The following is a 20,085-nucleotide window of genomic DNA, read 5'->3' as shown; positions in this document are numbered from 1 at the left end:
AGCATCAAAAACCAAACACTGAAAGACCCAGGTCCAGCCAAGACACTTCCTTCGCTGGAGTGACTTCAGCGGCCTCCTTGGCGCTGGTGGTGTGTCCGCGCTTGTATCGCTGATCGAGATAAGCGCTGCTCGCATCCAGCGAGACTTGTCCCCACTGGCCAGCGGAGAGGCCCGCAAAGGTTTTGGTGCCATCGGCGCGGGTGGCGCAGGATAGCAGGCTGCAGGCAAGAGTGAAGACGAGGAGGAGGCGGGCGAGGATGGTGATCGTGATTTTCATGCGGTTATGTGGGTTCGTTGTTGGGCGAGCTTCACCAGCTCAAGGCGGAGGTTCTGGCGGTCGGTATCACACTCTTGGATGTGGGCTTCACAGCGTTCGATGTGGGCTTCCATCGCATCCAATCGCTCATTGCGTTCTTGGCTAAGTTGGGCCAAGAGAGCGCTATTGCTGTCCCTCTGTTCCTTCAGGGATTGCAATAGATATCGGATGCCGATAATGAAAGCGGCCACGATAGGACTGGATGAAAGCATCGGCTCCCACGAGGATGGTAGATCAGGGCTCATAATTGAGAGGCTTCGATAAAGGCTTGATCGATTTGCTCGTCAGTGGTGAGATCAACGATGGCAGCCATGGCGATAGTGAGCGGGTGATAGCGCTCGGTGGATTCCGCATCGTTGAAGTGGACGGCTGCATGATGCTTCTCTGTCGGATCGCTAATGGCCGAGATAGCCGCTTTGATCTGCATCACTCGGCTTGCGCCTAACCAGAGATTCCGTTGGCGGCGGGTGATGACTTGAGGAACAGGCGGAGGCGCAGCAAGCTGGCCGTCGAAAAGCACATACCCCTCCCAAACCGCATGATCTTCGGGTATTTCGGCACAGTGGACGATCAATCCCGCCTCGTTGAGTTTGACGATTTTTACCATAGTCTTACCCCCCAGAATTCGCAAAATTCAGTGCCGCTTTCAAGGGAGCGCGTCTCCCCAGAGACTTGTTGCAGTGTGACGGTCCAAGCGTTTCCATTACCCTCGACTAGCGAGGTGAGAGCAACGGTATGGTCATCAGTTGCCTGCAAATAACGCCCTCCTAGAGGTGTCTCTCGAATGACGGTAGAGCCGTCCTTGATTCGGAGGTTATAGCTGGTCGCGACGTTTGAGTTGAGGTGAACGACCTTGGCCGCAATCAACCACCCTTGACCGTTGGGGATCGTGACAGCGTTAGAGCTAAAAATGTTTGCCGAATCAAATTCTTCGACATCCCAAGTGACGGTCGTTTCTACGTTGTTGTTGATTGTTTGATTGGTGGATTTGTAAACGCGGAAACGTGCCGTTCCCGCCACAGCGGAACCACCGCCCACATTGGCATCTACGTAGGCCTTAACGCTTTGCTGACTTGGCGGATTCGTGGCCGAGTTGCTCGCCATGTTGTCTTCGTCCAAAACATCCGAAGCGGCTAGCTTGGCATCGAGGGCGGTTTGTAAACCTGTAACATTGCTGATTGAGTGGGTGTGAGATGCATTAGCTTTCCCGGCAAGGGCGGTGTCGATTTCACTCTCAGTGTAATATCGGTCGTCGTGATTATGAGACGCGTCGGCCTTTCCGGAGAGGGCAGTATCAATCTCGCTTTCGGTATAATACCGGTCATCGTGAGTGTGACTTGTCGGCGTGCGAGCATCACTGAGCCGTGAGTCATCGCCAGCGCAAGCCTCTGCGCTGCCTGTGCCCAAGGCGCGGACCGATGGCGTGCCAGCGGCTTGGACAGAGAGACCAGTGTGCGAGTGATTACCCGTAGCCACCTCATCAGCGCCAGTGCCCGTGCTTTTGGTAGCGGCATTCCCCAGGTCCAGAGCCGTGCGCATCTCTGCCTTTGACGAAGAAGACATGAAGGCATCGACTTCAGCTGAAGTGGTTAAATCAGACATGGGTTTAAGCGGCGAATCTCAAGTAAGAACTGGTTCCATCAGGGCGGAGATAACGGCTCACAGCATCCGGGCGGCGATAGGTGACGTCCATGCCACCCTCAGACTCCCCCGGCAGAGTCACCCCGGCAGGATCACTCCACGGCCCCTCCCCATTGTCATTGGCCCCCTGGACGCGAAACTCATACAAGCCGTCGCCGGACGACCCGCTGAACATGTAGGTGTTATCGGGGCCGATACTCTCCTCGTTCCACCCACCCCCATTGTATCGCCACGAATACCGATAGTAGCTTGCACCAGGAATCAAATTCCAAGTCAGGTAAGCCTCGTAGCTCAAATAATCCACCTCCACAGAGAGGTTTGGAGTTTGCATCGTGACTGGCAGAATGATCGCGACGGATTCAGACGATGGCCCTTCTCCGGCGTCATTATAAGGAACAACTCGGAATGAGTAGGTATCCACGCCGCTGCCAGTCAGATCGACGTGCTCATCAGTATCAGTAGTGTCACTGTAAACCTCCCAAGTGGCACCGTCATCGTCTGAGTATTCAACCGAATAGCCAAAGCCAGCGCTGCCCGTCTTATTGCTGGGAGTCCAAGACAAATCGACAATGGAAGATAACTCGTCGCCAGGAACGAGGTTCAATACTGGCTGGAGTGTTGGTGGCATCAACACAGACCCAGCACCAGAGCGGTGAGGGAAGCTTAAGCCAATGCCAAGTCCAAGTCTCATATCGTGTTACCAGAGCCGCACAAGATCAGATGCAGTCGTCGAGGCTTTCACCTGCGTTGCCATGATGGGCAGCCAGGTGCCGTCGGGCACGTTGATGAAGGTCACGTCTTGCCCTCCCACCGTCGCCACCACATCACCACCTGTGCCCACATACAGCGCACGGCAGTTCTCCAAGGTCGTTGAATCACTCGGAGTGACGGCCTGCGCATTTGAGGCCGAGGCACCCGCAGCCCCGCCCGAGATCAACTGCCGAATCGCGTTCAGCAGTTGATCCGCACTGGCGGGAGGTTGCTCCGTGAGAGGATTGCTCATGGCCGTTATTGAGCTTCAGCCGCTCGCGAGGTGCCGGGGTAGTTGATGCCAGCCGCTTTCGCAGCCTTGCCTTCTTTCACCGAGGTGGTGAAGCCCCAGGGGACTTCGATCTCCCGGCCATTGATCACACGTTTGACCGTGTAGCCGCGCCCAGGCTTCGGATCTTCAGGCGCTTGAGGTAGGGTCGTATCACTCATCGTGTTTTCAGAAAGGAAGAGAGCGGGCGGCTCGTGAGAACCGCCCGCTCAAAGTTGGTTAGTCGCAGTTTTCAGCGGTGAAGCTGACCTTGTTGGTGCCCACACCGTCCTGGAAGGTGATGTGGCCCGACTTCAGCGCCTCAAGAGCCGCGCCACCATCCGCATCCGCCGTGATTGTCACCGTCCACAGGTAGTCGGCTCCCAGGGTCACCACCGCCGTTCCGCCACCATTCGCACCCAGATAGGTGTTCAGCGCGGTTTGCAGCGCCGCAGCCGTCGTGAACGGTTCACCCGTCACAATCGACGTGTTCGAGCTGTTCTGCACATCGCTCACACTGTCGGTGTAGAAGGCCGCAAACAGCGTGCAGTTCACATCGGCATCACCCTCTGTGCCGTCACCACACAGAGCGCAAGGCTCACCCGCTTCATCCGAAGGTGTGGAGGCAGGCAGGAAGGCCAGGTGACTCCACGGATCGCATTGCTGACGGCAGTTCTGAGCGGCAGACAAGCTGGACGGCAGACTGATGTCAATCGAACGACCTGCGGCATGACGATGATCACCGGCGAAGGCGTTGTTCGTGTGGATCGTGCCGATCAGATACTTCTTCCCGGTCTGACTCACGATGAACAGCGAGGTGCCTGGAGGTGTTGCACCATCGGCTGGAAGAGTGCCTGTGATGAGCAAGTTCAGGTAACCCGCAGCGGTCAGGCCACAGGCGGTGATCGGATAACGGTTCACATCGGCATCGGCACCAGGAAGCACACCGCTGAGCGTGTAATCCTTCACCGTCGGATGCGCGGCCAAAGCCATGATTGCACGGGAACGCTGAGGGAACATCCCCTTCATGCCAGAGGCATAACGAGCCAGGAACCAGCAGTTCTCCGCATCGGGATCGTTCTCGGTTTTGATGTTCACCGGAATGAACTCGCCCGTGTAGTTGGAGGCGGGGAACATCTCCACCTTGCCGTTGCTCATGGACTTCACCATGGCGCGGGGTGGCACCAGCCATTCGACGGAGTCCAGGTTGGCCCAACGGATCTCCTCATACTTCGCAATCGCGGGGTTGCGGTAGTCAGGGTTTTCCTGCTGCTCGAAGCCAGCAGCGGCACCGCCAGAGGCAGGCACCGAGATGCGGCTCGGGATGATGCAATCTTCCCAGGTTTCGTTGCCCACAGGCTCACGGAAACGTCGAGGGTAGGGGACCAGCGCAAACACGTATTTGCCCCGGTTCTGCACAAAACCCAGTTCGGGGATGTGAACCTCACCACCGAGCTTGCCGAAGTCTGTCGCCACCTCGCGGGCATATTGCTCCGCCATCGCCTGGAACATCTCATGCCCCAGGAAGATCATCTGCTTCTCGGCCAGCACATCATTGAGCTTCTGGCCCTCAGGTGTCGTGGCTCCACGTGGCGTGTTGTAAACCATCGGATGCAGAGCTTCCAGCCAGCGCCAGGTCAGGATCGAAGTCGGGCGGCACCACTGCGGGTAGCTGCCCACCTGTTCGGCTTGATGACCAAAGCCAGAGTTCAAGATGCGGCAGGTCACCGTGCGCTGGAAAGACATCGTCGCCCAGTGCATCCAGATGCCACGCGTCCAGTTCACCATGATCTGGCGGATCTGAGCCATCTGAGCTTCGCGCTTGGGTTTGAAGCACAGGTCCCACTTGCTGAACACCGGAGACTTCACCGCATCCTTGTAGAGGCAGGCGGAGACCTTGCGATGCCCGTAGCTGATCGTCTTGGTGACGTTGAAGGCACTCGGGTTGTAACCTGGGGCCGCTTCCTTGATCACTTGCCAGTTCAGCACATCGCGCTCCGTCGGTGCGGAAACATCGAAGACGAGCGTGGTATCCGTGTCGCCCATCCCTTCGGCGAAGAACTTCTTCGTCCTGGAAATGTAGGCCAGGAATGGATCCTCGCGCATGAGAGTCTGATAGACCTCACTGGAAAAGAATCCCGGTGTATTTTGCATCGCCGTGATGACTTCGGCGGGATCGGAAATGTCAGGGTTGCCCCCACCTCCCAGGGTGAATGGCAGCGTATTGATATCAGGCATGGAAAAGAGAAAAGAAGGTGATGACCACACGATGAGGCTGTGGCCTTGCCAGTGTTTCCCTCTCCCGGTCGCGGAGCGGCGCTTACGCGTGTTTTAAACCCGTGGCAGCGGTCGCCTGCCTGATGAGACCCGATGAGGAGTTATGGGTTATTCCATAGATCAAAGGCAACTGATTTTTGTCATCAGATGGAACATTTCTAACTCCTGCCAATCCCAATGGTGCCAAACATGCCCGCGAGGTCAAAGCCAGAGGCTGCCCCTCCACCACCGCCAGGCGCTCGCCCGCCTTGATTTGGCTCAAGTGAGCCATAGCGCGCAAGCTGCTGCTCCAGCCCTGTCACCTTGCTCATCAAATCCTGACAGAGATTCGCATAGAAGTCGAAGCCCGCCGACTTCGCCATGTGCTCGGTAACCTCTTGAGCGGTCAGATCATAACCCGCCTCAAAGCGTTTGCCGATCTGTTGCATGACCGCTTGTCCGGCTGGCGTGCGGAAATACACGTTACCCTTTTCACCCATGAGGGTCTCTGCCACGGCGGGCACGGCGGCCACGAGTTGGCTTTTGAGGGCATCGGTGAAGCGTGCGGCCATCACACCTTGTTGTGCTTGGGAATAATCCTTCCACTTGTTCAGCTCGGCCAGAGGATCGCCTTTCAAGGCCGCCTCACGTTTGGCGGTGAGATCCATGAAGCTTTTCGCACCTTCAGTGAGGAGAGCTTTGACCGTCGGATTTTCGACGCCTTCAAGGGCCGTGGCAATCTGGAGCAGGCTCTTCGCTTCCAAGACTGCCGTGACGACCTTCTCCTCAAGCCCCGCCTCCTTGGCCACGCCCTTCATCTCATCCAGAATGGAAGCGCGGCGCCCATCATACTCGGCACGAAACGCAGGGTTCGAGGCCAGTTCTTGAGAGGCCTTGAATGCCGTGAACTCCGCCAACTCGCTCGCATGCTGTTGCTTGAGCGACTCTGTCGCTGCACGATTGGCCTCCAGCTCCGCTTGCAGCCTCTTCACCGCATCCGTCTGAGGCATCCCCGGAGTTTTGGCGGGCTGTTGAGCGAGCTTGTGCTCCAGCATCAGCTTCTCGGCGGTCAGCGCCTGCACATCCTTCATCGCTGCTCCCAAGGTGGCACGGATGCTTTTCCAGTCCTCGAGTTTGGCGATCTTCGTCCCGTCAGGATTCTCGGGACACTTGTCGTTATACCACTTGTCGAAGTCGAAGCTAGGAGGGGACTGCTCCGAGGGCTTTGCGCTTTGAGCGGGATCGGCTTGAGCTTCCGTCGCTGGAGTGGGCGCGGGCTGACCAAGGCCCGACAGAAAAGCCTCGAAGGAATTGGGGGTCGAAGGTGAGTCGGAAACCGCTGCTGGAGCCGATGGGGCAGGGGACTCGACCGTCGGAGATGAAGAGTCACCGCCGCCGAAGCCTGCCATTTGGGCGGCAGTCATGGGAGAGCCTTCGCCTGCGGGTGGTGTCTCTGTGGCGGCATTCAATAAGGGGTAGGGATGCAGTTTCATGGGAGATCAGTTTTGTGCGGCTTCATCCGGCTGGTGGCCTTTCGGCTGGCGGGTGGCCGCGGCGCAGAGATGGGCAGCGTCAGCGTCTGGGTGAGGAGTCCAACCACCGCCTCGTAACCCCGATGAAAGCCCAGAATGCCTTGGGGGTTTTGCTGCTCTTTCATTGCTTCACGAAACGACTCCTGAGGGTCCAGATTCTTCACCCGCGCCGCTTGTTTCAGCGGATGCTCTCCGTCCAACACCGCCAGCAGCTTGCGGCCTGTGTCGGTCTCCAGAAACTCCACGAGTTCTCTGACGGCCGTAGTATCTGCGCAGAAGTCCTTGGCGCTGAGGTGACGTTTAGACTTGGGGAGCTCCGATTCTTCCATATGAGTTTCCTTCGCTAGGGATGGCTTGGGCTTCTTTCAGGGCAGCCGCTTGGCTTTTGGCGGTTTCACCCCCTTTGGCGAGCTGCATGTCCAGCTCATGACGCTCTTTCATCTGCTGAACCGTCAGACTGTGGCGCTGGGCTTCCAGCTCACGCTTCAGAGCTTCTGTGGCCGCTGTTTCTCGATCTTTGACCGAGGGTTGAGGATTGCGCAGTTCTTCAAGCTGCTGCCGTTGCCGCTGCATGTCCTCTTCCTGAATGCGCTGCTGAAGTTGAGCCTGTCGATTACGCAGATCGGCCCAACGTCGGTTCAGGTCTTTCCACTGTTCGGCAGCGAACTTGTCGGCTCCGAGGAGATTCAGGTGAACGCTGCAGTGAGCCTCGCACCGCGCGACTCTCTGGAAGGCATCGCGATTGGACAGAGCTCCTTGCTCAAGGCGCTGATACACTTCCTCGGCATAGACCGTGTGCTCTCCGGCATGGATGAGATGCACATCGTCAGGACGCACATCAATGCGAGTATCACTGGTTTCGAAAATGTTGTTCTCATTCTGCGCATTCCACCGGTGCAAGGCGAGAGCATGGTCGGCTTTTTTCTTCCGCCCTGAGAAGGTCTCGGCTTTTTCTCGATCTCGCAGCCGTGAATGGAAGACATCAAAGCGAAACTCTTCCTTCGCATCCTCCGACATCGTTCCATAGAACTCCTTGAGGTCCATCAGGGCCAGGAATTGATTGATCGGGTCACCATCGCCAAAGATCGTTCGAATGCCAATGCGCTGGATGGACTGAATATCCTGATCCGTCACGCCCTTGCTTTTGACCTGCTCGAGCATGGCCCGCGCCTCAGCACCTCCCGGATCTTGGTCCGTCATCTGACGATCCAAGATGCGGCGGCAGCGGATGGTGTGGAAGTGCTTGAGTTGAAGATAGAACCGAGCCACCTCGTTGGTCTTCGCCCCCTGAGTCATCTGATACTCAATGCGGCTTTGAGTGGCCGTTTTTTCTCCACCCCGCAGGTGTGAGTAATCCGCTCCCCCTGAGGCGCGATTGCGCACCGAGGCCATGTTACGAAACTCCTGCTGCAGGCCGAGCAACCCCACCGCTGGATTGGCAAACGAGGTTTGATTGACCTCCAGCTCCTTATCGAAAAACGTGAACGGACCATTGATCTGGATCCGGTTCATTTCACTCAGGTCGCCACTGTCCCCCTGGAACGTCATGTTCGAGGCAATCCAGGTCGTGTCCACCGCCTTGTTCAGGTTGCGGTTCTCGATGTCGTGGAACGGCAGCATCTTGATGCCGTAGCCGCGCACGTTTTGCACGTAGCCCTGGCCCAGGCCTAACGGGAAAAGTGCCAGCACCTCCGACATCCTTTTGTGCCGACCCACCTTGGAGTAAATGAAGCCGATGCCTTCTTCTTCGGTGAGAAAGTGCTCACTGACGCCCCCATCCCATTCCTTGACGTAAAAGATGAAGCCCGGGATTGTGCCCTTGTTCTCCTGAGCAAAGAACAAGTCGTTGGACTGAAGGCTCATCGAGTAGCTCTCCGGATCTCGCCAAATCTGCGAGACCAAGGAACTGCCGCCGTCCTTGGCATAGTGAGCGATGGCTTTCGAGATGGCGGAGGGATTCCAGCCCAGCTTGGCCGCATCCTCTTTCTTCGCCAGCTTGGTGAGCAGATCCGTGATCTCGAACTCCGTCTTGATGGCAAACCACATCCAGCTATCGGGATTGAGCTTCGCCGTGTCGTGCGGGGTGATGAGATTGCCAGGATGCAGGCTGCGGAAGTGCCAGCCATGCGGATGCGGAAAATGAAAAATGCCCAGGCCATGCGCGCGCCGGTTATGCACCATCATTTCCAGCTCATTCAGCCACTCGCCCCATCCATCGAGCAGTTCCTTATCCGCTTCTTCGAGGATACCCGTCACATTCACCAGGGATGCAGGGATGTTGTCTGCACGGGTAAACTTCACGTAAGTCTCCGGCTGCGTGGCGAGGTTCCAATCAATGTCGGCACCTTCATTGATGCCCGCCTCCATGCCGCCCCAGTCCACATTGGCCGTCCAACCCAGGCCATCCAACCGCAACGCATTCTCATCATCCGGCGGCACCCGATCATAAGCGTTCTCGACCTCCCGATACACCTCAAGCCGTGGCTCCAGAGCCCGCACCCGAGCCTGAATCATGGCCAGGGCCTTCGTTGGATCTGAGGCGCGGCTCTTCGTCTGAGCAGAGGGAGCGGCGGCCTTGGGCGGTGCAAGCGTGTCGGTCATGCGAGTTCCTTTCGTTTCCAGCAATGATCAGGGAGTTTGGCCAAGGTCTTAGCCGATGTGCTCGCCTGTAGGATGTCAGGCGTGAAGTGAACGATCGTGCGTAGTTCGCAGGAGCAGAGCTGACAGATCCCCAGCTTGTCGTCGTGGACTGTCGTAGCACCATCGATCCGCTGGCGCATCTGGCCGTTCGCCCACTTCTCTAGCCAACTTGGGTCTGTCGGAAGTTCATTGTGCGGACGGCATGCGACACAAATAGCCGCGCGCTGGGTGGCGAGTTCGGGTGACGCGAGCACCTCATGTCCGGCAGCCTCCCGCGCGCGGATCATCGCGAAGGCTTTCGTTCCCTGCCACCACTGAGAGATTGTTCGCATACGAGGATGGATTCAGGGGCAGGAGTTGAACCCGCATATCAGGCTTATGGGGCCTGACGGCTTACCGAAGCTCCCTGAGCCATCTGGCTACAGTAATCAAATGACTTTGGCAAGCCGCTAATTTCGCCCCCACTTTCTGACGGTGACCACGACCTTGCGATTTCCCAAGCCTTTGCTTGGAGTCGGGGGCTTGGGCAGCATCCACTCTTCAAGGCCTTCCCGCACGGGCTCCACCTGCGTATCTCGCCCCGGTTTCAGGATACCTTTCTCCAACAGCATGGTGATCCCGACCGCCACGGCGTCCATCTCATCCGGCGACTGATCGCCGTTGCTTTCTCGCCACTTCTTTTTCGTCTGCACTTTGAGCAACCCGCCTTCCAAGGAGCCTTCATCAATGCCCCGCGTCGTCACCTGGGCCGCCACTTCGTTATCGATGCCGAACAAACAACGCTGATACACGCACTCCACGATGTTCATCACCAATTCACTGGCGCGATCCTTGTAACGCTCCTTAGCCATCTCGCGTTTGCCTCGGGTATCTTTTTTGCCATAGCTCAACCGACGCTCAGAAACCGCATGCTCCGATTTCACGCGGTAGATGCGTCCATTCCCCGTGGCACCATTCACATCCCGCTCAAAGGTATCCACGATCGCGCCTTGCTGACCGCTGGCCTCCAGAGCGACATCTTCCAGGCGATGAATCTGCCAACGTTTGAGCAGCGGGCCGAACTGCTTGGACATTTGCCCCGTCGCATCCGGTTTGGTGATATCCACGGTCAGGTAATGCCGAGCCACAATGCACGCTACGACGCCCAGCCCCGCTACGGAGCCGACACGGATGCGATACATGGGCACCTTGTCACCGCCGAGACTGAGATCCCCACCGACATAGTCGTGAGTCTGGCCCTGGAACGGCACCTGCACCTTGCAGCCGCTGGCATCGAGATCCAACTCCGACAGCACGGTGACACACATCCCTGCCGGCGGAATGCGTCCACGCACCTGACTCCAGTAGTAGATCGAGTTTTCGCCCCCCGGCATGCTTTGCGCCTGTTTGAGCATGCGTGGAGATAACATGAAGCCCAACCGCTTCGCTTCCTCCGGACTATCCAAGGTCGGGCAGCGTTTGCCATCAAACACAATGCAGCGCCCTGGCTGATCATCCCACAGGCTTGCTGTGTCCCATTCATCGGGTTCTTCGTCATGGATGCGCTTCTTGTCGCCATCCAAAGGCATCGCATGAAGCCCCAGCGGATTTTGCCAGCTCGTTGGGTTGCCAATGAACACCTCCTGATAATCCCCCGAGGCCCCAAGGTTCATCTTCAGCCCCATCACCGCATCGGTGCAGCCTTGAGCCTCATCCACAATGAGCCGCACTCGTTTGGCGTGAGCACCGACCTTCTTGGCCATATCCGCAGAGGATTCTCCCTGGTCATTCGAGATACAGACCACGCCCATGCGGCTGCCATCCTGCCCTTCCACAGTGAGAAGCTGCGGTTTCGGATGCTTCGTGATCTTGCCGATCTTGTAGCGGTCTGGCATCGCCCCGCGCCACTGCAGCATCTTGGAAAAACAGCGGTCCCAATGCTTCTCCAGCGGGTTGGTCACCATCACCGTCAGCGTGTCCTTTGGCGCACACAGCAGATCCACATACGCTAGCATCCCGAGAATGCCCGACTTCGTCGTCGAACCCGCCCCCCACACCGTCAAGCACCCGCCCCTACACCATTCCTCCCCCAGCTTGTCCACCCATCGATGCCAAGCGAACACATTCTCCGGCACCAGCATCTTGATCGCATTGCGCATGTGCTCCCATTTCGACAGACAATGCCCCGCCGCACGTTCCCGAATGTCATCCCGCGAATACAGCGCCAATTCAATGGCGATCGGGTCCGTTTCATCCGCCCACTGGAGTCCGTATTTGATCACCTGACCAGGGAGGGGATTTCTGAGAGTTGAGTCAACTGCTTTGAGTCCCTGATGTGTGAGAGGGAAATTTCAGACGGGGAGCCTCGTATTCAACGGGGCCGGGGAGCAGACCACCCCCACCCCTCCCCCGCCAGACGGGTCGGCTTTTCTGAGCTTGTCCTGGCGTTCGCCACTGCGACCTTCTCCGCCACACTGCTTTCACTACCTTCCCGTTGCTCACCCAGTCTTCACAGGTCAGGAAGGTTCTGCCCAAAGCGAAAATACCCCTCAAAATGGCATAACTACAAACAACAGCCGGAGTGTGAAATCCGTTATCGTTGTATATCAATGAGTTATGTCTAATGAGACAGTAATGAGCCAGAAATGCCAGTCAAATCCTCTTGTTGAGACGCAACAGGCACCGCCTCAAGAGCCGCGACACCATCCCAAGCCGTCGCCTCAGATCCTGCTTGCGGTGCCTGCTTGGCCGCAATGGCCTTCACCACATCCAAACCCGTCAGGCTCTCGGTTTGTTTCCATAGTTCACTACCCGCCTTCACGGCTGACACAACATCCCTCGCGCTAACATCGTTTCCCTTCGCTTCCAGGCTGGCCGTCAGGTTATCCAACACCTTCCCCAGCCGCTCCAATCGTGCCAGCGACCGCGTCCTCACCTTTCGTGCCTCCTCTGCCATCTTCTGAGTCTCTACACCAATGGCTCTCTCAGCATCTGCTCGGATTTGCTCGGAGACCTCAGCCAGCACATCCCCAGCGACAGCCATGTCACAATTGGCAGCGGCGGAGAGCTCACGCACAGTCCAACGCTTATGGATAGCGGAGGTGAGAACGCGGTAGCACGCATCACGGGCAGGAGTGCGGCGGAGAGGCGGAGATGATGGAGCATCGGGCATACACACACGCTTGTGATTAAGTGGTCACAGTGCAACGTCAGGCTTTGGGCGTCCCTGGGGTTGCGGTGAGTTTTGACACGAACCGAGGTGCATTTTCGTGTCAGATCACGGGGAATCCAGGCGCTGGAGCCCTACCACTGGACGTTCAGCCATGTCAAAGGGCAGGAAAACGAGAGTTCCAAGGCTAAAATGGTGGATTTGTCCCATGAGGATAGGTATGGTGGGACATGATCGACACGTTCCGATGGTTGAAAGAAGCCGACGCGAGACATGAACAGGCGATGGTGAGTAGGAAGTTCGGGAAACTGACCCTGTTAGCGATGACGCGCGGTGGCATATCTCCGCTCTGGCTGGCTAGGTGTGACTGTGGACAGGTTCGTGAAGTCAGTATTCAGCGCGTGATTGTGGGCACCGCGACCTCATGTGGATGCACTCCAGACTTCATGCCGCCTCAGCCGCAGTCGGAATGGGGAACATGGAGAGCTATGTTGGACAGATGTTACCAGCCTTCAAATCCTTCATACCCGCATTATGGGGGAAGAGGCATCAAGATATGCGAACGCTGGCAAACGTTCGATAACTTTTTAGCTGATATGGGAGTCAGGCCAGGGCCGAAGATGTCAATTGACCGCATTGACGTAGATGGGGACTACGAGCCAGGGAACTGCCGCTGGGCGACGGCCACCATTCAGGCAAACAATCAGCAGCGCCACAAGCGCCGGAGGATGGCACGTGCCAAAGCGATCTAGGTTTGAACGGCGAACGGTAACAAGGGCCGTTGTTCTGGTAAACGGGCAGCCAACACGGAAGCATGATTTATGGGCCTATGGGCTGCATGTGATTGCAGATCATGCTGGTGTCTCATACAAGACGGTGCAGCGGGCGGTATGGGGCGGGGAGCTGGATCCTGTGGACTTGATGAGCGTCTCCAGGTGGCTTTTGAACCGGGCGGACCATGTCAAAAGCATGTCATGACACGCCTCGACAAAGAAGGGCAGGGGGCCAAAGTGCGTCTCGCTGATCATCTCGGCGTCACCAAACAGCACCTCCACTCATGGCTCAGAGACAAGGATCCGCGCAAGCCCGACTGCGAAAACGGCCTCAAGCTCAAGGCTTGGGTAGAGACGGATTAACCAAATCATCTTTTTCGCAGCGTATAATCCGCGACGAAACAGTCCAGCAGTGAAGCTCGAAAGAACTCATGAAGTCGATCCCATGCTGCGAAACCGATGGGAAGATGTCTCAGAATGTGATGCGCCAGCCTATGCAGAACAGAATTGCAAGCCTTCTTGAGGATGAACCCCAGCATGCGGATTATTAAAGGGTATTGCTACCAGGTCGGCTTAGAGCTATAGGCAATTTGCTTCAACACTCAACTCGACACTTTCTCGGCAACGTAAATGTCTGAAAATAAACAACTTGAGCTAACTTTCGAATCGAATGTCGATACCGGAACTCCTCATTTGGTTTCGATTGATGAAATATTTGATCGGGCAAACGAGTGGTGGTTCCGTCGAAAAGGAGAAGATCGAAGGATTGAGAAAAAAAGCGTAGCAGTTCATCCCAGGGCATTAGGAGAATGTTTCTCTATGTGGTCCAATACGCCGGGCGGTGGTCTAGTTTTCGTGGGTATTGAAGACGATGGAGAACTTGCTGGCTGCTTGGAGTGTGTTGGGAAACACGTCAACTCACTTGAAGATAGTGCCCGTATCTTCTGCCCAGATGCCAGAGTTGATTCAAAGCGTGTTGAAATCATAAAGCCTGACGGCAGCCGGGATTTTGTGATTGTTTTTCGAGTGGCTTACCGAGCTGATAAGGTGGTTAAAACCAACGCTAACGAAGCATTTAAAAGAAGTGGAGATAAAAAGCAGAAGCTCAATGAAGACGAAATCAGGGAACTTCAGATTTCAAAGGGAGAATTACACTTTGAATTAGAATCAGTATCGGCCATCAATTTCCCCGAAGATTTTGATGAAGACCTCATCTCAGAGTTTGTTCAAAATGTGCATAAAAACAAAAGTCTTCTTTATGATAATCCAAGTGAAGACATTTTAGTGCAGCACAGACTTGGCACACTTCTAGGAGGCAGATTTGTTCCTAACAACGCTTGTGTGCTGCTTTTCGCAAAAGATCCTCGGAGGCATTTTCCAGGCTGCAGAATTCGTTTCATGAGGTTTGACGGCGAGACAGAGCAGACAGGAGAAAAGTTCGCTGCTGTGAAAGACGTCTATATTGATGGTCCGCTTCCTAAGATAATAGCACGCGCTGAAGAAGTGATTGGTGGACAACTGAGAGACTTTTCAGCTCTCGGCAAAGATGGTCGATTTTATATTCTCCCCGAATACCCACGTTTTGTATGGTATGAAGCAATCGTCAATGCGTGCGCTCATCGCTCCTACCATCTGAGATCCATGCCAATTTTTGTCAAAATGTTCGACGACAAGTTGTTAGTAACAAGCCCTGGCGAGTTTCCGCCAATGGTCAATTCAAAGAACATTTACTCAATGCACAATCCAAGAAATCCATTTCTTATGGACGCGTTGCAATACTTCGGCCTTGTCAAATGCGCAAACGAAGGAACGAAGAGAATGAGGGACGAAATGAAGAAGGCTAATCTTCCAGGTCCGACCTTTGTTGAAAACAAGGATGGTAGCGCAACAGTGCAGGTATTGCTGCAAAATGACTATAAGCAGAGACGGCTTTTTGTCGCAAGCTCTGCCGCTGTTAGCGTGGTAAGTGCAGAAGTATTCTTGCAATTGTCTGAGGATGAAAAGCGCCTAGTTAATTACGCAGTAGAGCATATTTCCATTAATGTTTCTCAAGCTACTAGGCTTCTTAATTGTCATTGGCAAACTGCAAAACGAAGACTTCATGGATTAGTCCGACGCCAAATATTGAGATACCATCATAGGAAAGATTTGGCGAGAGATCCTGACGCTCATTATACTATCGTAAGGCCACGTGGTTTGCCAGACAGGGGATCTATGCCTACTGGCTTCCACCTTGGGTGAAAGCATTTTGCGGCCAATCAATTGAATCCTGTCACCCCCTGTCCCCCCTCCAAGATCCTCCGCATTCGCGCATGCGCCTCGGGGTCGGCGGGATCCTTTTCCAGCAGCGCCCAGACATAGTCTTCGAGGTTGTCATACCCCAGTTCAGCGGCCCGCGCCGTCATGAGAGCGAGTGTCTTCTCGTCGATTTCCAGATCGCTCATTTTCCAGCCTCCATCATCTCGTTGTATTCGGCTTCCCAATCCCATTTCGCCATCTCAGGGGACTTCATGCCTTTTTTGCTTTTCACTCGCCACAGAAGCAGGGCATCGAGTTTGTCTTGGACCACGAGCGCCAGCTTGGACCACGGGACCGTGATTCCATGTCGGGCTAGGCAAGCGGCATCATGGCGGATTAGGCCTTTCACGTAGGCAGACCAGGAGGGATACCCGCATTCAGCGGCTCGGATCTCGGCAATTTCCGCCAGGTCAGGCGGCATTTTGAGGGCTTTGAGTGCGGAGGCCATGTCAATTCGGAAGTGCAGATTATCGGTATAACCGCCAGCTATTTGACCGCTAGTAGAAAAATGCAACAAGTGTTCTTGTGAACACATTATCTCGGCATCAACTCAACCACCCCCAAGCAGCCGCTGGGGCGGAAGGGGCGCATCGTGTCACTCTGCCTTTGCCCCACGCTTCTTTGACGTGGGGCGTGGGCTGGCTTTCCGGTTAGCCAGGATCGTGCGCATCAGCGCCAGCCGATCCACCCCCAGTTCTTCAGCCTCCGCTTCGATCTCGCGGAGCAGCTCATCCGGCAGGGTCAGCGTCACCCTCTCGATTCCCTTTTTTCGTTGGTTGGCCATGGGGTGTCATACACCCATGAAAAAAAAGATCAAATTCATTTTGACAGGTGTCTGACACCTCGTTTACAAATGGGTGTCTGACACCCGCTTAATCATCACATCATGACACGCGTCACCTTGACCTTAAACAAGCCCCTCGCCGACTCGCTGCGGGAAGAAGCGGCCAGTGAAGACCGCACCGTTTCCAGCATCGCACGCCGTGCCTTCAAGCAATACTTCGAAGCGAAGAAAGCCACCCCCACTCCACGCCGGAAGCGGAAGGAGGCCCAGCCATGAAACCAAAGGACCAAGTCTTCTGGAACAATCACGGACTCGTAACCTCGGTGATGATCCTCGAAGAGCCAGAGCAGGATGGCCCTTGGCGGGGCATGCTGTCGGTGGAGCATGAAGGCACAGCAAAGCCTGTGCACGCTGACGACCTCTACCCCACCGAATTAGCAGCCAACATCGCCGCGCTTCGGCATGTCTGCCACCTCGTGACCATCATTCAGATCACCCTCAACAAGCTCACTGCCTAACAGCTTATGCCACTCTGTATTCTGATCATGACCCACATTGTTCTCATCGCATGGGGAATCGGCATGTCGCAGCGCATGCAACATGAGGTGCCATGGTGGCGTCGTCGCTTTCGGCTTCTCTGCACACCCCATCCTGACCACGTCTTCTGGATCACCCGCATGCGTCGCGGTTTCACATGGGAGCGGGCGGAGTGCGAGGCCCACACCTTCACGCTTTGGCAGTTCCCCTCCGCTTTTCTCATGGCCCTGCGCCTGGGCGCACGCTGGTCAGAAATCTGGGTCCGCTGGATCTAAGTCACCTTTTCAAATCGCCATCCCTTTTTCTCACTATGCCCATCACATTCGCCGCTCAAGAACCCCGAGATACCACCCCGATCCTACTCGATCCAGGTGAATACGACTTTGAAATCGTCGATGCCCATGAAGGTCGCACCGACCGCGATAGCCTCAAGCTCAAGGCCGGCACACCGAAGCTGGATCTCAAACTGCGCATCGCTGGTCAGATCTATATCTATGACCACCTGTTCTTTGCCCAGACCACCTATTGGAAGATCGATCACCTGCTCAAAAGCATTGGCAAGCATCCCGGCGATGGAGAGGTGATTGAACTCGATGCCTTCGACCTCATCGGCAAGCGTGGTCTCGCCCGCATCAAGGTGGGCAAATCCACCTCCACCGGTCAGCCTCGCAACGAAGTGGACGCCTACCTCTGGCTCCAAGGCGAGTGAGAACCCAAACCTTTTGCCCGCTGGCGGCGGTTGAACTGTTGGAAACAGGCACCGCTCGAAACAAGCCAGGGAACCCCGCCAGCAGGCAGTTTATCTCGATCCTATGGACCTCCCTCAACTCGCCAAAATCATCACCGAAGTCATCCAGACTTGCCACTATCGCGCCGTGGATGTCAGCACCATCACCGAAGAGACAAAGCTCAGCGAACTTGGGTTCAGTTCCGTTAGCCTCTTCTGCCTCGTCATGGATCTCGAAGCCGAGACGAATCAGAACCTCGATGAAGAAGGCTGGCACACCGTCGGAGACATCCTCAGCAGCCTCAACCGTCAATCTTAACTGTTCCACCAGGAAGCAGAAATCAACCGTCATGGCCCGCATCAAAAAACCACTGCGCACCTTCAGCCCGGATGAGTCCGGCGATACCGCCATGACTCTCGCCGAGCTACGCCATGCCACGGGCGAGAGCGACCGCGGACTGCGTGACAAGCTCCTCAAAGGCCGATTCAAAGGTGCCTACCGCACTAATGGCGGCAATGGAGATTGGCGCATCCCCCTTCGCTCACTTCGCCATTATCAGAAATCCAACGCCATCGCCTGATGATGACCACCTCCCATCTCCTCGCCTTCGCCTGTGGCTCCTTAGTCGCCAGCCTCCTTTGGGGGGTGCTCAGTCTGCGCGCCGAAAAAGTCCACGCCTGCCTCATCGCAGCCGCACGCCGTAACGAGCGCCAGAAAGCCTATGCCGAAGGCTACCAAGACCGCGCCACCGCTGAAACGCAGCCGTCAGACATCGCCTCCCCTTCCAGCCGCCCATGAGCACCGCCATCATCACCCAAGACGCCATTGAATACACCGAGGAGCAGCGCCGCCTCATCACCGACGTGCTCTGCAAAGGCGCCTCCCCCGTCGAGGTCGAGTTCTTCATGCAGGTCGCACAGCGTTGTAAGTTAGACCCCTTCCGCCGTCAGATCCACGCGGTGAAGCGTTGGGATAGCAAAGCGAAACGCGAAACACTGACTTTCCAGGTCGGCATTGATGGGCTCCGCGCCATTGCCGCACGCACCGGTGAATATGCAGGCAATGACGATCCCGTCTTCGTCACCGAATCCAACGTCTGGCACCCGACTAAAGCCACCGTCACCGTTTATCGCATGGTGCATGGTCAGCGCATTCCATTCACCTCCTCAGTGTTCTGGGATGAATATGTGCAGACCACGAGGGAAGGTGCCGTCACCAGCATGTGGCAACAGCGACCTTTCGGACAGCTTGGCAAATGCGCCGAGGCCGCCGCGCTTCGCAAGGCTTTCCCAGAAGAGTCCGGCGGACTTTATACCGAGGAAGAATTTCGGGAAGATCATCTGCCACAGCCGCCTCCGCAGCCAGCATCTCCCAAAGAGCCACCCGTCTATGCCGAGGTCACGATCAAAGAGCCGGAGCCCAAGCCTGCACCCACCACCATGGAGGCGGAAACCGTCGAAGATCCCGAGACGCCTAAGCTCTACGATCTCTTGGATGCCATCCGCGAGGCGACCACCCCTGAGGCTCTCAAGGAGTTCATCGCTGATGCCGAGGCCTTCACGGTCGAGAAGCACAAGGCCGCCGCCAAACGCACCATCCAGAATCGTGCCAAAGCCCTGGGCCTAACGTGGGATACCGCCACCACATCCTTTATCAAAATCGCCAAATGAAGAAAATCATCATCACCCTCACCGATACCCCCACGGCAGAAGATCCCCACCAGGTTACAGTCATGGCCGAGGTGGAGCCCCAGCCGTCACCGGACGATCACATGACTCCCGCCATGTGTTTAGGCGCCGCCGTCTTGGAGTTCATGGAGGCCCATGCCCAGCAGGACAAACAAGACGTGCTTCACGAGCTGGCTCAACAGATGCCCGAAGGCATTCCACCCCACCTGAAAGGCTGATCCATGCCCGAAGAAACCAAACCGCTTTTCACCTGGAAGTCATCCTACGGCATCACCTGGCGGCACTTGGTGAATGAATCCGGCGCGGCCAAATGCGCCGTCAAGTCCTTTGGCAACATCTGGGAGCCCGACACGGACAAGGACAAGTGCAAGCGCTGCAAGCACTACGAAAACGACCCGGATTGCACCCCGGCTGAGTAGGCACAGAAGGCCCCTATCAAAGACCGAGCTACGCCCATTTCCCAACACCACACCCAACACCACACCCAACAAACCAATATCAATATGCAATTCACCATCCATAACCGTTGGACCAACGAAATTAAATGCACCGCAGAGATTGAGTGCTCTGAAGACACGCCGCGCAGCATCAAGCTTGGCCTTGCAGTCAGGTGGGCCGTTAAGAATAGCATCAACCTGCGTGCCGCCGACCTGCGTGACGCCAACCTGCGTGCCGCCGACCTGCGTGCCGCCGACCTGCGTGACGCCAACCTGAGTGCCGCCAACC

30 protein-coding genes and 1 tRNA gene are annotated in these 20,085 nt (G+C 56.2%); 13 read left to right on the top strand and 18 right to left on the bottom strand.

Annotation, left to right across the window (positions count from 1 at the left end; genetic code table 11):
* Nucleotides 1-4 precede the first annotated feature (4 nt).
* The 15 genes from B5D61_RS05365 to B5D61_RS05300 form a co-directional block, all read right to left on the bottom strand.
* Nucleotides 5-277, bottom strand: a complete 273-nt coding sequence (locus B5D61_RS05365) for a hypothetical protein (RefSeq protein WP_078812288.1) — start codon at nt 275-277, stop codon at nt 5-7.
* The gene (locus B5D61_RS05360) at nt 274-507 is read right to left on the bottom strand and encodes a hypothetical protein (RefSeq protein WP_176159235.1); all 234 of its coding nucleotides are present in this window, start codon (nt 505-507) and stop codon (nt 274-276) included. Before B5D61_RS05360 ends, B5D61_RS05365 begins: the two co-directional genes overlap by 4 nt.
* A gap of 50 nt (nt 508-557) precedes the next feature.
* On the bottom strand, nt 558-923 hold the full coding sequence (locus tag B5D61_RS05355; RefSeq protein ID WP_078812286.1) for a hypothetical protein: 366 nt from the start codon (nt 921-923) through the stop codon (nt 558-560).
* Nucleotides 917-1,918, bottom strand: a complete 1,002-nt coding sequence (locus B5D61_RS05350; RefSeq protein WP_139373078.1) for a hypothetical protein — start codon at nt 1,916-1,918, stop codon at nt 917-919. The genes B5D61_RS05355 and B5D61_RS05350 overlap by 7 nt, the downstream gene beginning before the upstream one ends.
* Before the next feature lie 4 nt (nt 1,919-1,922).
* On the bottom strand, nt 1,923-2,585 hold the full coding sequence (locus tag B5D61_RS05345; RefSeq protein ID WP_139373077.1) for a fibronectin type III domain-containing protein: 663 nt from the start codon (nt 2,583-2,585) through the stop codon (nt 1,923-1,925).
* Nucleotides 2,586-2,654: 69 nt separating this feature from the next.
* Complete coding sequence (locus tag B5D61_RS05340; protein WP_217698918.1) at nt 2,655-2,960, bottom strand: spike base protein, RCAP_Rcc01079 family; 306 nt, start codon at nt 2,958-2,960, stop codon at nt 2,655-2,657.
* A 5-nt stretch (nt 2,961-2,965) separates the two neighbouring features.
* Nucleotides 2,966-3,157, bottom strand: a complete 192-nt coding sequence (locus B5D61_RS05335) for a hypothetical protein (protein ID WP_078812283.1) — start codon at nt 3,155-3,157, stop codon at nt 2,966-2,968.
* A gap of 58 nt (nt 3,158-3,215) precedes the next feature.
* Nucleotides 3,216-5,213: a hypothetical protein gene (locus B5D61_RS05330; RefSeq protein ID WP_078812282.1), complete on the bottom strand. Its 1,998-nt coding sequence runs from the start codon at nt 5,211-5,213 to the stop codon at nt 3,216-3,218.
* Nucleotides 5,214-5,410: 197 nt separating this feature from the next.
* Nucleotides 5,411-6,724 (bottom strand): hypothetical protein, encoded by a 1,314-nt coding sequence (locus B5D61_RS05325; RefSeq protein WP_078812281.1) that lies wholly within the window; start codon nt 6,722-6,724, stop codon nt 5,411-5,413.
* Nucleotides 6,721-7,092, bottom strand: coding sequence for a hypothetical protein (locus B5D61_RS05320; protein ID WP_078812280.1), 372 nt, complete (start codon nt 7,090-7,092; stop codon nt 6,721-6,723). The genes B5D61_RS05325 and B5D61_RS05320 overlap by 4 nt, the downstream gene beginning before the upstream one ends.
* Nucleotides 7,064-9,364, bottom strand: coding sequence for a hypothetical protein (locus B5D61_RS05315; RefSeq protein ID WP_078812279.1), 2,301 nt, complete (start codon nt 9,362-9,364; stop codon nt 7,064-7,066). The genes B5D61_RS05320 and B5D61_RS05315 overlap by 29 nt, the downstream gene beginning before the upstream one ends.
* Nucleotides 9,361-9,735, bottom strand: a complete 375-nt coding sequence (locus B5D61_RS05310; RefSeq protein ID WP_078812278.1) for a hypothetical protein — start codon at nt 9,733-9,735, stop codon at nt 9,361-9,363. The genes B5D61_RS05315 and B5D61_RS05310 overlap by 4 nt, the downstream gene beginning before the upstream one ends.
* A gap of 7 nt (nt 9,736-9,742) precedes the next feature.
* A tRNA-Met gene (locus B5D61_RS26110) sits at nt 9,743-9,814 on the bottom strand.
* Between the two features lie 38 nt (nt 9,815-9,852).
* Complete coding sequence (locus tag B5D61_RS05305) at nt 9,853-11,664, bottom strand: hypothetical protein (protein ID WP_078812277.1); 1,812 nt, start codon at nt 11,662-11,664, stop codon at nt 9,853-9,855.
* A 338-nt stretch (nt 11,665-12,002) separates the two neighbouring features.
* Nucleotides 12,003-12,554 (bottom strand): hypothetical protein, encoded by a 552-nt coding sequence (locus tag B5D61_RS05300; RefSeq protein ID WP_139373076.1) that lies wholly within the window; start codon nt 12,552-12,554, stop codon nt 12,003-12,005.
* A 971-nt stretch (nt 12,555-13,525) separates the two neighbouring features.
* Here B5D61_RS05300 and B5D61_RS26105 point away from each other — a divergent pair.
* On the top strand, nt 13,526-13,687 hold the full coding sequence (locus B5D61_RS26105) for a helix-turn-helix domain-containing protein (protein WP_176159234.1): 162 nt from the start codon (nt 13,526-13,528) through the stop codon (nt 13,685-13,687).
* Between the two features lie 267 nt (nt 13,688-13,954).
* Nucleotides 13,955-15,565 carry an ATP-binding protein gene (locus B5D61_RS05285; protein ID WP_078812273.1) on the top strand — a complete coding sequence of 537 codons (1,611 nt, stop codon included), beginning with the start codon at nt 13,955-13,957 and terminating at the stop codon, nt 15,563-15,565.
* A gap of 17 nt (nt 15,566-15,582) precedes the next feature.
* Here B5D61_RS05285 and B5D61_RS05280 read toward each other — a convergent pair whose 3' ends face one another.
* From B5D61_RS05280 to B5D61_RS05270, 3 genes are all read right to left on the bottom strand, one after another.
* Nucleotides 15,583-15,768, bottom strand: a complete 186-nt coding sequence (locus B5D61_RS05280; protein ID WP_078812272.1) for a hypothetical protein — start codon at nt 15,766-15,768, stop codon at nt 15,583-15,585.
* Complete coding sequence (locus B5D61_RS05275; protein ID WP_078812271.1) at nt 15,765-16,070, bottom strand: hypothetical protein; 306 nt, start codon at nt 16,068-16,070, stop codon at nt 15,765-15,767. Before B5D61_RS05275 ends, B5D61_RS05280 begins: the two co-directional genes overlap by 4 nt.
* A 147-nt stretch (nt 16,071-16,217) precedes the next feature.
* The gene (locus tag B5D61_RS05270) at nt 16,218-16,406 is read right to left on the bottom strand and encodes a ribbon-helix-helix protein, CopG family (RefSeq protein WP_078812270.1); all 189 of its coding nucleotides are present in this window, start codon (nt 16,404-16,406) and stop codon (nt 16,218-16,220) included.
* 102 nt (nt 16,407-16,508) lie between these two features.
* Between B5D61_RS05270 and B5D61_RS05265 the strand changes: the two genes are divergently transcribed.
* From B5D61_RS05265 to B5D61_RS05215, 11 genes are all read left to right on the top strand, one after another.
* A complete protein-coding gene (locus tag B5D61_RS05265; protein WP_078812269.1) occupies nt 16,509-16,682 on the top strand; it encodes a ribbon-helix-helix protein, CopG family in 174 nt (57 codons plus the stop codon).
* On the top strand, nt 16,679-16,924 hold the full coding sequence (locus B5D61_RS05260; RefSeq protein ID WP_078812268.1) for a hypothetical protein: 246 nt from the start codon (nt 16,679-16,681) through the stop codon (nt 16,922-16,924). The genes B5D61_RS05265 and B5D61_RS05260 overlap by 4 nt, the downstream gene beginning before the upstream one ends.
* 27 nt (nt 16,925-16,951) lie before the next feature.
* Nucleotides 16,952-17,218 carry a hypothetical protein gene (locus tag B5D61_RS05255; RefSeq protein ID WP_139373075.1) on the top strand — a complete coding sequence of 89 codons (267 nt, stop codon included), beginning with the start codon at nt 16,952-16,954 and terminating at the stop codon, nt 17,216-17,218.
* A gap of 35 nt (nt 17,219-17,253) precedes the next feature.
* On the top strand, nt 17,254-17,652 hold the full coding sequence (locus tag B5D61_RS05250) for a hypothetical protein (protein ID WP_078812266.1): 399 nt from the start codon (nt 17,254-17,256) through the stop codon (nt 17,650-17,652).
* A 103-nt stretch (nt 17,653-17,755) separates the two neighbouring features.
* Entirely contained in the window at nt 17,756-17,989 is a 234-nt protein-coding gene (locus tag B5D61_RS05245) for a hypothetical protein (RefSeq protein WP_078812265.1), read from the top strand.
* A 31-nt stretch (nt 17,990-18,020) separates the two neighbouring features.
* A complete protein-coding gene (locus B5D61_RS05240; protein WP_078812264.1) occupies nt 18,021-18,251 on the top strand; it encodes a hypothetical protein in 231 nt (76 codons plus the stop codon).
* Nucleotides 18,251-18,469 (top strand): hypothetical protein, encoded by a 219-nt coding sequence (locus B5D61_RS05235; protein WP_078812263.1) that lies wholly within the window; start codon nt 18,251-18,253, stop codon nt 18,467-18,469. Before B5D61_RS05240 ends, B5D61_RS05235 begins: the two co-directional genes overlap by 1 nt.
* Nucleotides 18,466-19,341, top strand: a complete 876-nt coding sequence (bet, locus tag B5D61_RS05230; RefSeq protein ID WP_078812262.1) for a phage recombination protein Bet — start codon at nt 18,466-18,468, stop codon at nt 19,339-19,341. Before B5D61_RS05235 ends, bet begins: the two co-directional genes overlap by 4 nt.
* A complete protein-coding gene (locus B5D61_RS05225) occupies nt 19,338-19,577 on the top strand; it encodes a hypothetical protein (RefSeq protein ID WP_078812261.1) in 240 nt (79 codons plus the stop codon). The genes bet and B5D61_RS05225 overlap by 4 nt, the downstream gene beginning before the upstream one ends.
* A 3-nt stretch (nt 19,578-19,580) precedes the next feature.
* Entirely contained in the window at nt 19,581-19,778 is a 198-nt protein-coding gene (locus tag B5D61_RS05220) for a hypothetical protein (protein WP_078812260.1), read from the top strand.
* Nucleotides 19,779-19,862: 84 nt separating this feature from the next.
* Nucleotides 19,863-20,085: pentapeptide repeat-containing protein (locus tag B5D61_RS05215; protein WP_139373108.1), on the top strand; the 223-nt coding region annotated here is incomplete at its 3' end.

This window comes from Prosthecobacter debontii, assembly GCF_900167535.1.
Taxonomy (GTDB): Bacteria; Verrucomicrobiota; Verrucomicrobiia; order Verrucomicrobiales; family Verrucomicrobiaceae; genus Prosthecobacter; species Prosthecobacter debontii.
The sequence above is the reverse complement of the archived record's forward strand: the minus strand, read 5'-3'. Positions and strand labels throughout refer to the sequence as shown.

Excerpts from the sequence above, each read along its gene's own strand:
- B5D61_RS05365 (WP_078812288.1), bottom strand. The coding sequence starts at position 277 with ATGAAAATCACGATCACCATCCTCGCCCGCCTCCTCCTCGTCTTCACT.
- B5D61_RS05355 (WP_078812286.1), bottom strand. The coding sequence starts at position 923 with ATGGTAAAAATCGTCAAACTCAACGAGGCGGGATTGATCGTCCACTGT.
- B5D61_RS05350 (WP_139373078.1), bottom strand. The coding sequence starts at position 1,918 with ATGTCTGATTTAACCACTTCAGCTGAAGTCGATGCCTTCATGTCTTCT.
- B5D61_RS05345 (WP_139373077.1), bottom strand. The coding sequence starts at position 2,585 with ATGCCACCAACACTCCAGCCAGTATTGAACCTCGTTCCTGGCGACGAG.
- B5D61_RS05340 (WP_217698918.1), bottom strand. The coding sequence starts at position 2,960 with ATGAGCAATCCTCTCACGGAGCAACCTCCCGCCAGTGCGGATCAACTG.
- B5D61_RS05335 (WP_078812283.1), bottom strand. The coding sequence starts at position 3,157 with ATGAGTGATACGACCCTACCTCAAGCGCCTGAAGATCCGAAGCCTGGG.
- B5D61_RS05330 (WP_078812282.1), bottom strand. The coding sequence starts at position 5,213 with ATGCCTGATATCAATACGCTGCCATTCACCCTGGGAGGTGGGGGCAAC.
- B5D61_RS05325 (WP_078812281.1), bottom strand. The coding sequence starts at position 6,724 with ATGAAACTGCATCCCTACCCCTTATTGAATGCCGCCACAGAGACACCA.
- B5D61_RS05320 (WP_078812280.1), bottom strand. The coding sequence starts at position 7,092 with ATGGAAGAATCGGAGCTCCCCAAGTCTAAACGTCACCTCAGCGCCAAG.
- B5D61_RS05315 (WP_078812279.1), bottom strand. The coding sequence starts at position 9,364 with ATGACCGACACGCTTGCACCGCCCAAGGCCGCCGCTCCCTCTGCTCAG.
- B5D61_RS05310 (WP_078812278.1), bottom strand. The coding sequence starts at position 9,735 with ATGCGAACAATCTCTCAGTGGTGGCAGGGAACGAAAGCCTTCGCGATG.
- B5D61_RS05300 (WP_139373076.1), bottom strand. The coding sequence starts at position 12,554 with ATGCCCGATGCTCCATCATCTCCGCCTCTCCGCCGCACTCCTGCCCGT.
- B5D61_RS26105 (WP_176159234.1), top strand. The coding sequence starts at position 13,526 with ATGACACGCCTCGACAAAGAAGGGCAGGGGGCCAAAGTGCGTCTCGCT.
- B5D61_RS05285 (WP_078812273.1), top strand. The coding sequence starts at position 13,955 with ATGTCTGAAAATAAACAACTTGAGCTAACTTTCGAATCGAATGTCGAT.
- B5D61_RS05280 (WP_078812272.1), bottom strand. The coding sequence starts at position 15,768 with ATGAGCGATCTGGAAATCGACGAGAAGACACTCGCTCTCATGACGGCG.
- B5D61_RS05275 (WP_078812271.1), bottom strand. The coding sequence starts at position 16,070 with ATGGCCTCCGCACTCAAAGCCCTCAAAATGCCGCCTGACCTGGCGGAA.
- B5D61_RS05270 (WP_078812270.1), bottom strand. The coding sequence starts at position 16,406 with ATGGCCAACCAACGAAAAAAGGGAATCGAGAGGGTGACGCTGACCCTG.
- B5D61_RS05265 (WP_078812269.1), top strand. The coding sequence starts at position 16,509 with ATGACACGCGTCACCTTGACCTTAAACAAGCCCCTCGCCGACTCGCTG.
- B5D61_RS05260 (WP_078812268.1), top strand. The coding sequence starts at position 16,679 with ATGAAACCAAAGGACCAAGTCTTCTGGAACAATCACGGACTCGTAACC.
- B5D61_RS05255 (WP_139373075.1), top strand. The coding sequence starts at position 16,952 with ATGACCCACATTGTTCTCATCGCATGGGGAATCGGCATGTCGCAGCGC.
- B5D61_RS05250 (WP_078812266.1), top strand. The coding sequence starts at position 17,254 with ATGCCCATCACATTCGCCGCTCAAGAACCCCGAGATACCACCCCGATC.
- B5D61_RS05245 (WP_078812265.1), top strand. The coding sequence starts at position 17,756 with ATGGACCTCCCTCAACTCGCCAAAATCATCACCGAAGTCATCCAGACT.
- B5D61_RS05240 (WP_078812264.1), top strand. The coding sequence starts at position 18,021 with ATGGCCCGCATCAAAAAACCACTGCGCACCTTCAGCCCGGATGAGTCC.
- B5D61_RS05235 (WP_078812263.1), top strand. The coding sequence starts at position 18,251 with ATGATGACCACCTCCCATCTCCTCGCCTTCGCCTGTGGCTCCTTAGTC.
- bet (WP_078812262.1), top strand. The coding sequence starts at position 18,466 with ATGAGCACCGCCATCATCACCCAAGACGCCATTGAATACACCGAGGAG.
- B5D61_RS05225 (WP_078812261.1), top strand. The coding sequence starts at position 19,338 with ATGAAGAAAATCATCATCACCCTCACCGATACCCCCACGGCAGAAGAT.
- B5D61_RS05220 (WP_078812260.1), top strand. The coding sequence starts at position 19,581 with ATGCCCGAAGAAACCAAACCGCTTTTCACCTGGAAGTCATCCTACGGC.